Raw genomic sequence first — 12802 nt, forward strand, 5'->3', positions numbered from 1 at the left:
TCCGCCCGGGTGGAGAAGCGCGGCCCCTCGATCACCACCAGGGTGCCGCCGTCCACCGGCTCCCACGCCAGGTCCCGGGCCGCGGCCAGAACGGCGCCCCGACCGTCCGGACAGTAGGGATCGGCCATCGAGACGTGCACCACCTCCGGCACCGACCCGTCCGGCAGGACCCGCCCGTCGTAGTACGTCTGCACCCGCCCCGACGTGCGGTCCACGAACTGGTCCGGCACCAGCAGCGCCCCCGGCCCGTACTCGGGACGCAGACCGCCCACCGCGCACGGCCCGAGCACCTGACGCACCCCCAGCGCGTGCAGCGCCCACAAGTTGGCCCGGTAGTTGATCCGGTGCGGCGGCAGACGGTGCCCCCGGCCGTGCCGGGGCAAGAACGCCACCCGCCGACCCGCCACCTCACCGACGAACAACGCATCCGACGGCGGCCCGTACGGCGTCTCCACGTGCACCTCGACGACCTCGTCGAGCAACGCGTACAGACCCGAACCACCGATCACACCGAGCTCAGCGGTCGGGGTGCCGTCGGTACGGGGCGGGTGGACGTCGGCCATGGCTCTCCTCGGCTCTGGCGGTCGGTCGCGGCCCCGTTGCCCGGTCCAGCGGGCTGGCGGGCGTCGGGCTGGTGGTTCGGGGCCGCGGTGCGCGGGTCCGGCGCGGGGCGGACCGGTCCGGCCGCGCGCCGCGGGCACGCTCCCACCTTACGAGCAGTCAGCTCCGCTGGTGCGCACCGGCCGTCGCGGTGTGCCGCCACCGTCCGGCGCGGGCCCTCCCGCGCGGCCCGTCGGGCCGTCCGCCGCAGCCTGCCCGGGCGGGCCCGGGGCGGGCCGTCCGGACGGGCCGCCCGGTGGCACTGTCCGCGTACAGTGGCAGCTCCAGCCGGTGGGCCCGGGGCGGTGGGTGCGTAACGACCGCCGCGGACGGGTGCGGACGAGGACGACTACGGCAGGGGACGGTGCGATGGGCGGTCGGGTCGCGGTGCACGCGGAGGGCGAGGTGGTGGGGGCGCACCGGCCGCTGGCCTGGCGGGCGCTGCCGCCCGCGCCGGACGCGGCGGTGCTGGTGCTGCACGGCGGCCGGGAGCTCGGGGCGCAGCCGCCACCGGTGCTGAACCTGCCGGGGCTGCGGATGCTGCCGTTCGCGCGGGCGGTGCGGCGCGTCGCGGGGGCGGCGGACGGCCGGTCACTGGCGGTGGGCACGGTGCGCTACAGGTGCCGGGGCTGGAACGGTGACCGGGCGGACGCGGCCCGTGACGCGGAGGCGGCGCTGTCCGACCTGGTCGAGCGGTTGGGGCCGGTGCCGACGGTGTTGATCGGGCACTCGATGGGCGGCCGGGCGGCCCTGCGGGCGGCGGCCCACCCGTGCGTGCGGGGCGTGGTCGCGCTGGCACCGTGGTGCCCCCGGGACGAGCCGACCGAGCACCTGCGGGGCCGCTCGGTGCTGATGCTGCACGGCGACCGGGACAAGGTGACCCCGCCCGCTGACACCGACCTGTTTGCGCTGCGGGCCCGCGACCACGGCGCCCACGTGGCCGGTTACCGGGTGCTGGGCAGCGGTCACACCCTGGTGCGGCGGGCCGGTGACTGGCACCGCGCCGCCGCCGGCCTGGCGCTGGCCCTGCTGGGCCTGGGCGCGCTGCCGGAGGAGGTCGGCGCCGCCCTGGCGCTGCGCGGCCGGGACCCGGAGGGCCTGCGCATTCCGCTCGGCGACCGCCACTGACCGGTGCGCCCCGGTTCCGCCCGCGGCTCCGCCGGGGCGCACCGGGCGACGGGCGGGTGACCATCCGGTGACAGCTGGTGCGGATCGGGCTTCCGGCTCGCCCCGGGCGGGTAGGGGGCGCACACTCCGGTGGAGGGAGACGTCCGCCAATCGACTGAGGGAGGACCCGCCCATGGGGATCAGCCTGACCACTGACCGGCTCGTCGTCCGGGACTGGACACCGGACGACGCCGAGGACGCGCTGGCCGTGTACGGCTCCACGGACGTCGCCCGCTGGCTGACGCCCGTGATGGACCAGGTCGCCGACGCCGAGGCGATGCGTTCGGTGCTGCAGCGCTGGGAACGGGAGCAGGCCGGGCTGCTGCCGCCGCGCGGGCGGTGGGCGGTGGAGCGCCGCGAGGACGGCAAGGTGATCGGCGGCCTGGGGATCCGTCCGCTGCCGCCCTACGACGAGGACCTGGAGATCACCTGGCAGCTCTCCCCCCGGGCCTGGGGCCAGGGCTACGCGACGGAGGCGGGCCTGGCGCTGCTGCGCTGGGTGTTCACCCAGGACATCGAGGAGGTCTTCGCGGTGGCCCGCCCCAAGAACGACCGGGCGCACGCGGTGGCGAAGCGGCTGGGGATGCGCTGGGTCGGCGAGACCACCAAGTACTACGACCTGAACCTCCAGGTGTACCGGATCCGCCCGGCCGACCTGCCCGACAACCGGCCCTGACCTCCCCTCCCCGCAGCGGCCGGAGCGGTCGGAGCGGTCCTGAACGGAGCTGAACGGAGCTGACGGCGCGTCGGCTCCGTTCCGCACGTCGGGCTGCGGGCACCACGGGCTGCGGATGCGACCGGCCAGACGGGTCAGTACCGCTCCTCCACCCGGCTGCGGGTGCGGGCGATGGCGGCCAGCCGTCCGTGGTCCGCGCCGAAGCGGGCGGCGGTGTCCTCGCGCAGGGCGTCGAGTTGCCGCAGGGCGGCGGCGCGGTCGCCGCTCTCGGCGGTGCGGTGGACGAGTGCGATGCGCTGGCGGAACGCCTCGGGGGTGTCGGGGCCGAGCGCCCGGGCGGTGTGCCCGGCCAGTTCGGCGAGCAGGTCGGCGGCCTCCCCGGGCGCGCCGGTGTCGCCGACGCAGGTGGCGTGGGCGAACCGCAGGTCGAGCGGGTCGGGGTGGTCGGAGCCGTACAACTCCTCTGCGACGGGGAGGAGTTCGGCGAAGGCTTCGCGGGCGGGACCGGGCGGGAGCTGTTCGGCGGCGGCCCGGCGGGCGGCCAGGTCGAGCGCCTCCGGGTGCCGGTCGACCGTCGGGTGCAGGTGCACCGGCCCGGCCTGTTCGGGGGTCGGCAGGTCGGCCGCGTACCGGGCGGCGCGGGCGAGCCCGGCGGGCGGCAGCCAGGGTGCGGACCGGTCGTCGGGGCCGAGCAGGACGAGCAGCTGACCGGGCGTCGGGCGCAGCGCCGGATCGGGGTCGAGGCAGCGAGCGAGGGCGGGCAGCAGCGCCCCGGGGACGTCGGCGAGGTCGGGCCGCCCGTCGGTGGTGCGCCGCCGGACGGCTCGGACCTCCTCCGGGCCGGGGGCGCCCTCCGTTCTCGCGTCCGCCGTTCCCGCGATTCCCGTTCCCGCGCCCCCCGTTCCCGCGATTCCCGTCCGGGGACGGCCCGTCCAGGGGTGGCGGCCCTGGGCGGCGGTGGCGAGCAGCGCGCCGAGCGCGAACACGTCGCCGGGCGGGCCGATCTCGGCGGGCCGTTCGATCTGCTCGGGCGACTCGTACCCGAGGGGGCCGTGGTCGCCGTCCGGACCCGCGAGGTCGGCGTCCCGATCCGCCCGGCCGCCGTCCGGACCCGCGAGGTCGGCGTCCCGATCCGCCCGGTCGCCGTCCGGACCCGTGTGGTCGCCGTCCAGGTCCGCCCGGCCGGCGTCCGGAGCGGTGCGGAGGCCGAAGCCGGTCAGTCGCGGGCCGTGCACGGTGACGAGCACCCGGCGGGGTTCGAGGCCGCCGTGGACCAGTCCGGCTTCGTGTCCGGCGGCCAGGGCCGCGGCGAGGTCGGCGCCCAGGCGGCGGACGGTGGCGACGGGCAGCGGGCCGGTGGCGCACAGCAGTTCGGCGAGGTCCGGCGCGGGGACGTGCGCGGTGGCCAGCCAGGGGCGTTCGGCGTCGGGGTCGGCGTCCAGCACGGGGACGGTCCAGGGCCCGCGGATCCGCCGGGCTGCCCGGGCCCGCCGGGCGAAGCGGTGGCGGGCGGCGGCGTCCCGGTCCGGTGCGGGGTGCGGTTCCTCGACGGTCACCAGCAGCCCGTCGGCGGCGCGGCACAGCCGGGCCCCTCCCGCGCCGCCCCCGCCGGCAGCACTGTCACCGCCGCCGTCACCGGGTGCGCGCAGCACCCGGTACGGTCCGATCTCCCGCATGTCCGGGCCCTCCCCCGTCGTCTTCCAGGACGACGGGAGGGACGTACGGGGGGCGGGGCGGGGTTCCCGACCTGGGGTTATTTCTCGGCGGGCAGCTCGTACACGTGTCCGGGGGTGGCGATCGAGGTGATCGCCTCGGCGAACAGGGTGGAGGGCTCGTTGCCCTCGTGAATGATGTCGGTGTTCAGCAGGATCACCAGGCTGGCGTCCTGCTCGGGCAGGTAGACGGTGACGCTCTCGTACCCGGGCAGCGAGCCGTTGTGGCCGACCCAGCCGCCGACCCGGAACAGGCCGAGCCCGTAGCCGGCGCCGTCGCCGAAGCCGGGGACGGGCAGGAACTTCTCCCGCTCGGCCTGGGTGGCGGGGCTGAGCAGGGTGCCGGTGGCCAGGGTCTTCGCCCAGTGGTGCAGGTCGTGCAGGTCGGAGATCATCGCGCCGGCCGCCCAGCCCCAGGACGGGTTCCAGTGGGTGGCGTCGGCGGTGGAGCCGTCCAGCGTCTGGTCGGTGTAGCCGTGCGCGTAGGGGCGGGGCAGTTCGGCGGCGCGCGGGAAGAGCGTGCGGTTCAGGTGGGCGGGCTCGGTGACGTTGCGGTGGATGAAGTCGCGCAGCGGCATCCGGCCGAGCTTCTCGACCAGCAGGCCGAGCAGGACGGTGTTGGTGTTCGAGTACTGGTAGTCGGTGCCGGGCGGGAAGACGTTGGCGTGCTTGAACGCGTAGGAGAGCAGTTCCCGCGGGGTGAAGGGCCGGTTCGGGTCGCTGAGCAGGGCGTGCACGAAGTCGTCGTCGAAGGTGTAGGAGTACAGGCCGCTGCGCATCTCGGCGAGTTGGCGGATCGTGATGTGCTCCCCGTCGGGGACGCCGTCGAGGTACTTGGCGATCGGGTCGTCGAGGCCGACCAGGCCGCGGTCGACGAGTTCGAGCACGGCGGTGACGGTGAAGGTCTTGGTCTCGCTGCCGATCCGCATGTTCAGGTTGGCCGTCATCGGCTGCCCGGTGGCCTTGTCGGCGACGCCGTCCGCGTGGACGTACGTGCCGCGCCCGGGCATCCACAGTCCGACGATCACACCGGGCGTGCCGGTGCGTTCCCGTACGTCGGCGATCGCCGCGTCCAGCCGGGCCGCGAGCGCCGGGTCCAGCGGGCAGTCCTCGTCCGCGAGTTGGTGCACGGGGCGGTGCGCGGGCTGCACGGCCGGGCGGGCGAACGGGGCGCCGGAGTCGGCGGCGGCCGGGACGGCGGGGGCGAGGGCACTCAGGGCGAGCAGGGCGACGGCGAGTCGCCGGGCGCGGGGACGGCGCATGACGGGCATCTCTTCCGGGAGGGGGGTGGACCTGTTCCGGACAGGTCACCACCCGGACGCCCCCGCCGCGCCCCGCCCGTCCGCCGGACCCCGCGTTTCCACCCGTGCGGCGGGCGGCCGCCCCGCCTGCTGACGGAGCCGTCAGCAGGCGGAGCAGCTGCCGCCGACGTCCCGTCAGCGGGCCGGGCGGACCGGGTGCTTGCTCAGGATCGACACCCGGTTGAACGCGTTGATGGCGATCGCCACCCAGATCACCGCCGAGATCTGCCCCTCGTCGAACACCTGCCGGGCCTGCGCGTACGCCGCCTCCTGCGCGGCGGCGTCGGACGGGTGGGTGGTCGCCTCGGCCAGCGCGAGGGCGGCGCGCTCGCGGGCGTCGAACACGGCGGCGTCCCGCCAGGCGGCCAGCACGCCGAGCCGCTGCACGCCCTCGCCCTCCTTCAACGCGGCCTTGGTGTGCACGTCCAGGCAGTAGGCGCAGCCGTTGAGTTGCGAGACCCGCAGGTTGACCAACTCGACCAGCCGCCGGTCGAGCCCTGCGTCGGCGGCCGCCTGCCGGACGGCCTCGGCGGTGCCCAGCAGGGCGCGGAACGCCTGCGGGGTCTGCTTGTCGACGTAGACCCGCCCCGTCGGGGCCGCCGTCTCGGTCACCTCGGACACCTGGACTCTCCTCCGCTGCGCACTGGTGTTTGTCGGACGCTCCGTTCCATGATAGTTGAAGATGAAACGATTTGTTGGACGTGTGCGCCGATCCACGGCGACATGGGAGGGAGCACCCCGATGAGCACCACCGAGAACGGCCCGGCCGAAGTCCTGCCCCCGCGCGACGTCCCGCTCGGCGGCCCGCGCGCGATGACCGTCCGGCGCACCCTCCCCCAGCGCGAACGCACCCTGATCGGCGCCTGGTGCTTCGTCGACCACTACGGGCCCGACGACGTCGCCACCAGCGGCGGCATGGACGTCGCCCCGCACCCGCACACCGGCCTGCAGACCGTCAGCTGGCTGTTCAGCGGCGAGATCGAGCACCGCGACAGCCTCGGCGTGCACGCCTTCGTCCGCCCCGGCGAACTCAACCTGATGACGGCCGGCCAGGGCATCGCGCACTCCGAGACCTCCACCGCCGCCACCACCGTCCTGCACGGCGTCCAGCTCTGGGTCGCCCTCCCCGACGCCCACCGGCACACCGCCCGCGACTTCCACCACCACGTCCCCGCCCCCGTCCCGCTCCCCGGCGGCGGCGAGGCCCGGGTCTTCCTCGGCACCCTGGCCGGCGACACCTCCCCCGTCCCCACCTTCACCCCCCTGCTCGGCGCCGAACTCACCCTCCCCGCCGGCACCACCACCCTGGACGTCGACCCCGCCTTCGAACACGGCCTCCTGGTCGACCAGGGCGACGTCCTCTTCGCCGGCACCCCCCTGCACCCCGCCGACCTCGGCCACCTCCCGCCCGGCCGCACCACCCTCACCCTCACCAACACCTCCCCCACACCGGCCCGCCTGATCCTGCTCGGCGGGCCGCCCTTCGGCGAGGAGATCGTCATGTGGTGGAACTTCATCGGCCGCACCGGCGAGGAGATCCTCCAGGCCCGGCTCGACTGGGAGAAGGGGGACCGCTTCGGCGAAGTCCACGGCTACCCCGGCGACCGCCTGCCCGCCCCGGAGCTGCCGAACGTCGCCCTCAAGGCGCGCGGAAACCGGCACTGACCTGCGGAAACCCATGGTCGGGGCGGTCACCTCCACCAGAGCGGGACGGGCGCTCCACGGCCGCCTCCGACCAGGGCTCCGGCACCGACGAACGTCGTCGGCAAGCACCTCAAGGGCGGTCTTGGCCGACGCACGGGCGATCGAGCCTGCAACTTCTCGACCGCGCGCAGAGCTACTTTTCCTGCACTGCGACGATCGAGCAATCGGCGCCTCCCTGAATGCTCGAAAAGAACGCAGGCGAATCAGCGGACGTCCCGGCGCGGGTCGACTGGTGTGAGCACTCCGAGCCGTTCCTCGACCGCCTCGGCCGCGGCCAGGCACAGGTCCTCGCGGAACGCGCGCCCGACGATCTGCACTCCGGACGGCAGCCCGTCGGCCACCCCGGTGGGCACCGCCACCCCGGGCACGCCCACGAAGCTGGTCACGGTGCACAGGCGCATTCCCGATCCGACGCGGTCCCGCCCGGCCCGGTCGCGCGACTCCAGCCCGGGTTCGACGGGCGGTTCGGTGAACGAGGGGCCGAGCAGGAGCGGGTAGTCGTCGAGGAACTCGGCCCAGGATCGGCGGATGTTCATCCAGGTGCCCATGAGCTTCATGAATTCGTCCGCGCTCGCGGGCGGGGTCCGTTCCATCGTCATCCCGATGTAGCGGTCACCGCCCTCGCCGAGCAGCCCCCGCACCACTGGCCAGGTCGGGGCGAACTCGGTCACGACGATCCGGCCGTAGACGTCGAGGGCTTCGTCCAGCCGGGGCACGTCCGGCACTTCGCACACGTCGTACCCGGCGTCCCGCAGCGCGTCGGCCGCGGTCGCGATGGCCGCGCGCACCGTGGGGTGGACGCCGTGCCCGCCGGGGTCCGCCACGACCGCGACCTTCACCGGCCCGGACAGGGGCTCGCCGTACGCGGGCACCGGAACGGCTCGCGGGTCGCGCGGATCGGTGCCCGCCAACACCTCGTACGCCAGTCGCAGATCACCCACGGTCCGGGCGAACGGGCCGTCGGTCACCAGCAGTTGGGACGCCGGGCCGGGATCGTCCGGGCCGACGATGCGGTGGTCGGCGGGAAAGCGGCCGGTGGTCGGCTTCAGCCCGGCCACACCGCAGAACTGGGCCGGAATCCGCACCGATCCCCCGGAGTCGTTGCCGAGCCCGAGTGCGGCCATGCCCGTCGCGACGGCCACCGCGTCACCCCCGCTCGATCCACCGGGAGTCCGGCCGCGGGCCCAGGGGTTGACCGTGTCCCCGAACAGCTCGCTGCGCGTGTGCATCCCGGCCAGGATCAGGGTGGGCATGTTGCTGTGTCCGATCGGGATCGCCCCGGCCGCACGCAGCCGGGCCACCGGCGGCGCGTCCGCCGGCGCCACCAGATCGCGGAAGCGCGGGGTGCCGAACGTGGTCGGCACGCCCTCGATGGCCGTGGACTCCTTCACCGTGAACGGCACCCCGGCGAGCGGGCCCAGCTCTTCGCCCGCGGCCCGCCGCCGATCCGTCCACTCGGCGGCCCGCCGGGCGCGCCGCGCCAGGAGCTGGGTGACCGCGTTCACCTCCGGGTTGACCTCGGCGATGCGCTCCAGATGGCTCTCGACCAGCTCGACGGCGCGGACCTCCCCACCGCGCACGGCCTCCGCCTGCGCCGCGGCCGACAGCCTCCACAGGGCATCCCCCATGATTCCGTTCCTCCCCGTCCACGTTCCGATGCGCTTGCATCGGAACTGTAGCCTGGGAACCGATACGAGCGCATCGAATAATGCACCGGCCCAACGGAGGGAACCAGGCATGCCCAGGAAGGTTGACCACGAGGACCGGCGCCACCGCATCGCCGAGGCCGTCTGCCTCCTCGCCGACGAGCACGGACTCGAAGGCGTGACCCTGCGCGACGTCGCCGCCCGGGCCCGGGTGTCGATGGGCGCCGTGCAGCGCTGCTTCCGCAGCAAGGAAGAGATGCTCGTGTTCACCCTCGGGAACATCGGCGAACGGATCACCGAGCGGGCCCGGGCCCGCCTCGTCCGGAGCCCGGCCCAGTCAGCCGCCACCGCCCTGGGCCACGCGGCCACCGAAGCCGCGCTGCTCCGGGAGGAACACCACGCCGAGGCACGGGTCTGGCTCGCCTTCGTCGCACAGGCCGTGGTGAGCAGACCACTCGCCGACACCCTGCGGGCCAACTACGCGGCTCTCCAGCAGACGTTCACCCGGCTCATCCGGGAAGCCGGCGAGGACGCCGGACACACCGCGCCCGTCGACCCGCAGCGCGAGGCCCGCACCCTCCTCGCCCTCGCCGACGGCCTCACCACCCACGTCCTCATCGGCCGCCTCACCTCGCAGGAGGCGCAGGACCTCCTGCACGCGCACCTGAGCGACCTCTGGGAGCGGCACGTCCTACCCGGATGACGTCCCGGCGCCCGGCAGAGCGATCCGACCCGCCCTCCGGCCGCCGTCCCGCGCCCGCGCCCGTGTCCGCTCACCACCCCGCGGTCCGGGGCGGGCCCTTGAACGGGCCGGTGATCTCCTCCGTGATCCACCCCCCGTAGAACCCGCCCGGCTGCGGCCGCACGACCTCGCCGGCCACCGTGCAGCGCTCCACCCGGCCCGGGTAGAACGCCAGGCGGTCACCGAGCTCCCGGTACCCGGGCAGCGGATCCGGGTAGCTCCACGCGGCCCGGACCGAGAACCGGCCGTCGACCTCGACGTCCCAGTACCGCGCCCGTCCCTTCCACTCGCAGAGGGTCGAACCGTCGGCGGGTCGGAGCAGCTCGGTCGCCACGTCGGCCGGCGGGAGGTAGAACACCGGCGGGTGGCTGGTCTCCAGCACGCGCAGGGCCCGTCGGCTGGAGGCGAGCACCCGCCCGGCGAAGGACACCTCCACGAGCCGGTCGTCCGGAACCACGACGGGCGGCCGGGGGTAGTCCCAGACCGATTCGGCGGCCCGTACGTTCCTCTGCGTCATGTCTTCCCTCATCCGCTTCCCGTGCGTGCGCCCTGCGGACGCACGCCCTTCGACGGAGAAACACGCTCCGCCGCCGCGCCGGTGCGGTCCACTCGCACCGTTCGTGCACCGTCTGCGGGCCCGTCGGGGCGGTCCGCGGTGCGGGGCCCTTCCGCTTCGCGGGCAGGAACGGGTGCGCCCGCGTCCGCTGGAGGGTCACCGCGCTCCGGGCCTCAGGTGAGGCCGGCCCGGGCGGCGGTCTCCTCGTTGTGGCGCATGTGCCGGTGGGCCCGGTCGCCGAGTTCCGCGATCAGTCCGGCGACCAGGCTCTCGACCACGGCCAGCGTCGGCACCAGGCTGTCGTACGGCGAGGGGGCACCGACCTGGCTGGAGAAGACGACCTCGGCGTGGGTGCTGACGGGCGAGAGCCAGGTGTCGGTGAACAGGACGACGCGGCCCCCGGCCTCGCGGACGAGTTCGGCGACGGTGACCTTGTCCTGCTCGTAGCGGCGGTAGTCGAAGACGACCAGGACGTCGCGGCGGGCGAGCGAGGAGAGCAGCGCGGTGCGCTCGACGGGCCGGTCGGGGAGGAAGCGGACGTCGTCGCGCACCTGCATCAGGTGCAGCCCGAGGTACTGGGCGAAGAGGTTGGTGAAGCGGCCGCCGGCCAGGGTGATGCGCCGCTTGGGGTCGGCGAGGAGCTGGACGGCCCGGTCGAGGTCGTGCGGGGTGACCTCGGCGAGGGTGCGGTCGACCGCCGCGGTGAACACCTCGCGGCCGTGGGCGAGGAGGTTCTCGGCCTTGGCCCCGACGGCCGCGGGGTCGGTGGCGGCGCTGCCGTAGTTGCCGCTGCCGTAGTTGCCGCTGCTGTAGAGCGTCACGGGCGAGGCGTGGCGTTCGTCGAGTTCGGCGCGCAGGGCCGCCTGGAAGTCCGGGAAGCCCCGGTAGCCGAGGCGGTTGACGAACCGGATGACGGTGGGGGCGCTGACGTCGGCGCGCTCGGCGAGGGTGGCGATGGTCTCGAACCCGGCGGCCGGCCACCCGGCGAGCAGGATCCGGCCGACCTTGCGCTCGGCGGGGCTGCAGTCGCCGAGTCGTTGGCGGATGTCCTCGGCGAGCGTGACGGTGGGCATGGGCGGGCTCCCCTTACCGGGCTGCGGGCGGTCGCCGGTGGTGCGGCGCGGCACGTGCCTCCGCAGCCTAGCGAAGTGCCGGGCTGCGGAGATCGCGGAACGGTCCGGTGCCCCGGGGCGGGGCCGGGATCAGCCGGCGGCCGGGTGGACACCGACCTCCAGGTCGGTGAAGGAGGCCGCGGTGGTGCCGTCCGCGGTCCACGCCCGGGTGTCGCCGCGCTTGCGCAGGAGCACCTCGAAGGCGGGGGCGGACTCGAAGGTGCCGGCGGTCGCGGTGCGCTGGGCGGTGGTCGCGGCGAGGGCGCGGGCGGTCCCGGAGAAGGAGTAGGGGGTGCCGTCCGGGTCGGCGGCGGAGTAGAACGCGTCGTGGTTGGGCGGCACGGGGGTGTCGGAGGGGGCGGTGAGGGGGTGCTTGCCCACCGCGGCCCGCGCCTGCCAGGTGCGCGGGTCGTAGCGGTCGCCGTCGGTGAGGTAGCTGTAGCGGACCCGGTCGATCGTCCAGTGCCCGGCGGCGGCGCCGGTCCGGGCGGAGCGCAGGTCGAACACCGAGACGCCGTGGGTGCCGAGGACCCGGAGGCTCTCGCCGCGGGTGCCGGCGTGCTCGACCTCGACCGCGGTGTCCTCGTCGAGGGCGAACACCCGGTCGTGGCCGGTGTCGGCGGCCAGCCGGATCGCGCGGCCCTCGCGGCCGTAGGTGCCGGTGTGGGTGTCGAGCAGGCCGGCGTCGAAGAGGCCGAAGCCGCCCTGCGGGAGGTAGCCGAGCCGGGTCGGGTCCTCGAAGTAGCCGGGGGTGCTGCCGTCGCGCAGCGCCTGGTAGCTGTCGCCGCCGGTGACCATGTCGGGTCCGGAGGCGATCTGCGCGCCGGCGCTGGAGCCCGCGACGACGGCTCCGGCGGCGAGCTTGCGGCGGATCGCCGCCATGACCTCGGAGTCGGTGCGGGCGTCGCCGTGCAGCAGGCTGGTGACGTAGCGGTACTGGTCGCCGCCGCCGAAGAAGAAGCCGGTCATGGACTCGACCTGGGCGACCACCGCGTCCGAGTCGGCGGCGTCGACGTGCTCGATGTCGACGGGGATCCACTCGGCGTCGGCGGCGCCGTAGTGCGCGAAGAGGTCGGCGTAGTAGCGGCCGTTGCAGCGGGAGTTGGAGCACCTGTCGGGGTCGGCGGCGTCCGGGTCCTGGCTCTCGGGGACGGAGGCGGCGGTCAGCACGCCGATCCGCGCCTTCCCGGCACCGCCGGCCTTGGCGACGATCTCGCCGTAGATCTCGGCGTTGCCGTCCTTCAGGCCGCCGCCGACCAGGATCAGGGTGCCTCCGGTCGCGGCCGGGCGGTCGGAGGCGGTCCGGGCGGAGGCGGTCCGGGCGGAGGCGGTCCGGGCGGTGGCGGTCTCGGCGGTGGCGGCGAGGAGGGTCAGGGCGGCCGCGAGGGCGAGGGCGGTGCGCCCGCAGCGGGTGCGCAGGTGTCGGTTCATCCGGGAACTCCGTGGTCGTTGGATTCTGGAACCGTGCGGCGCCGGGGGGGCGGGCGGGGGGGGGGGGGCCCCCCCCGGGGGGGGGGCCCCCCGGGGGGGGGGGGGGCCCCCGGGCGGTAGGGATTTCACACCACATAAAAACAAAAACAAAAACA

General features: G+C 75.1%; 12 protein-coding genes. 4 read left to right on the forward strand and 8 right to left on the reverse strand.

Annotated features, from left to right (window positions below):
• Positions 1-563, reverse strand: a 563-nt coding sequence (locus ACWEO5_RS35375; protein ID WP_452166218.1) for a phosphorylase family protein, incomplete at its 3' end; no start/stop codon positions are given.
• 406 nt (positions 564-969) lie between these two features.
• Between ACWEO5_RS35375 and ACWEO5_RS35380 the strand changes: the two genes are divergently transcribed.
• Together ACWEO5_RS35380 and ACWEO5_RS35385 are read left to right on the forward strand one after the other, a co-directional pair.
• Positions 970-1728 carry a serine aminopeptidase domain-containing protein gene (locus ACWEO5_RS35380; RefSeq protein WP_452166219.1) on the forward strand — a complete coding sequence of 253 codons (759 nt, stop codon included), beginning with the start codon at positions 970-972 and terminating at the stop codon, positions 1726-1728.
• Between the two features lie 172 nt (positions 1729-1900).
• A complete protein-coding gene (locus ACWEO5_RS35385) occupies positions 1901-2443 on the forward strand; it encodes a GNAT family N-acetyltransferase (RefSeq protein WP_344559575.1) in 543 nt (180 codons plus the stop codon).
• Between the two features lie 134 nt (positions 2444-2577).
• Here the strand turns inward: ACWEO5_RS35385 and ACWEO5_RS35390 are convergent, their stop codons facing one another.
• The 3 genes from ACWEO5_RS35390 to ACWEO5_RS35400 form a co-directional block, all read right to left on the reverse strand.
• The gene (locus ACWEO5_RS35390) at positions 2578-4119 is read right to left on the reverse strand and encodes a hypothetical protein (protein WP_452166220.1); all 1542 of its coding nucleotides are present in this window, start codon (positions 4117-4119) and stop codon (positions 2578-2580) included.
• 77 nt (positions 4120-4196) lie between these two features.
• Positions 4197-5426: a serine hydrolase domain-containing protein gene (locus ACWEO5_RS35395; protein WP_452166221.1), complete on the reverse strand. Its 1230-nt coding sequence runs from the start codon at positions 5424-5426 to the stop codon at positions 4197-4199.
• A 165-nt stretch (positions 5427-5591) separates the two neighbouring features.
• Positions 5592-6077, reverse strand: a complete 486-nt coding sequence (locus ACWEO5_RS35400; RefSeq protein ID WP_344559569.1) for a carboxymuconolactone decarboxylase family protein — start codon at positions 6075-6077, stop codon at positions 5592-5594.
• Positions 6078-6197: 120 nt separating this feature from the next.
• On the opposite strand from ACWEO5_RS35400, the gene ACWEO5_RS35405 reads away from it, so the two are divergent.
• Complete coding sequence (locus ACWEO5_RS35405) at positions 6198-7121, forward strand: pirin family protein (RefSeq protein WP_452166222.1); 924 nt, start codon at positions 6198-6200, stop codon at positions 7119-7121.
• Positions 7122-7363: 242 nt separating this feature from the next.
• On the opposite strand, the gene ACWEO5_RS35410 is transcribed toward ACWEO5_RS35405, so the two are convergent.
• Complete coding sequence (locus ACWEO5_RS35410; RefSeq protein ID WP_452166227.1) at positions 7364-8788, reverse strand: amidase; 1425 nt, start codon at positions 8786-8788, stop codon at positions 7364-7366.
• Positions 8789-8897: 109 nt separating this feature from the next.
• Here ACWEO5_RS35410 and ACWEO5_RS35415 point away from each other — a divergent pair, with 109 nt between their 5' ends.
• A complete protein-coding gene (locus tag ACWEO5_RS35415; RefSeq protein ID WP_452166223.1) occupies positions 8898-9509 on the forward strand; it encodes a TetR/AcrR family transcriptional regulator in 612 nt (203 codons plus the stop codon).
• A gap of 70 nt (positions 9510-9579) precedes the next feature.
• Here ACWEO5_RS35415 and ACWEO5_RS35420 read toward each other — a convergent pair whose 3' ends face one another.
• The 3 genes from ACWEO5_RS35420 to ACWEO5_RS35430 all read right to left on the reverse strand — a co-directional run bounded on the left by ACWEO5_RS35420 (position 9580) and on the right by ACWEO5_RS35430 (position 12647).
• Complete coding sequence (locus tag ACWEO5_RS35420) at positions 9580-10065, reverse strand: DUF427 domain-containing protein (protein WP_452166224.1); 486 nt, start codon at positions 10063-10065, stop codon at positions 9580-9582.
• A 212-nt stretch (positions 10066-10277) separates the two neighbouring features.
• Entirely contained in the window at positions 10278-11177 is a 900-nt protein-coding gene (locus tag ACWEO5_RS35425) for a MurR/RpiR family transcriptional regulator (RefSeq protein WP_452166225.1), read from the reverse strand.
• A 129-nt stretch (positions 11178-11306) separates the two neighbouring features.
• Positions 11307-12647 (reverse strand): cyanophycinase, encoded by a 1341-nt coding sequence (locus ACWEO5_RS35430; protein WP_452166226.1) that lies wholly within the window; start codon positions 12645-12647, stop codon positions 11307-11309.
• Positions 12648-12802 lie beyond the last annotated feature (155 nt).

This window comes from Kitasatospora sp. NPDC004272 (genome assembly GCF_053603035.1).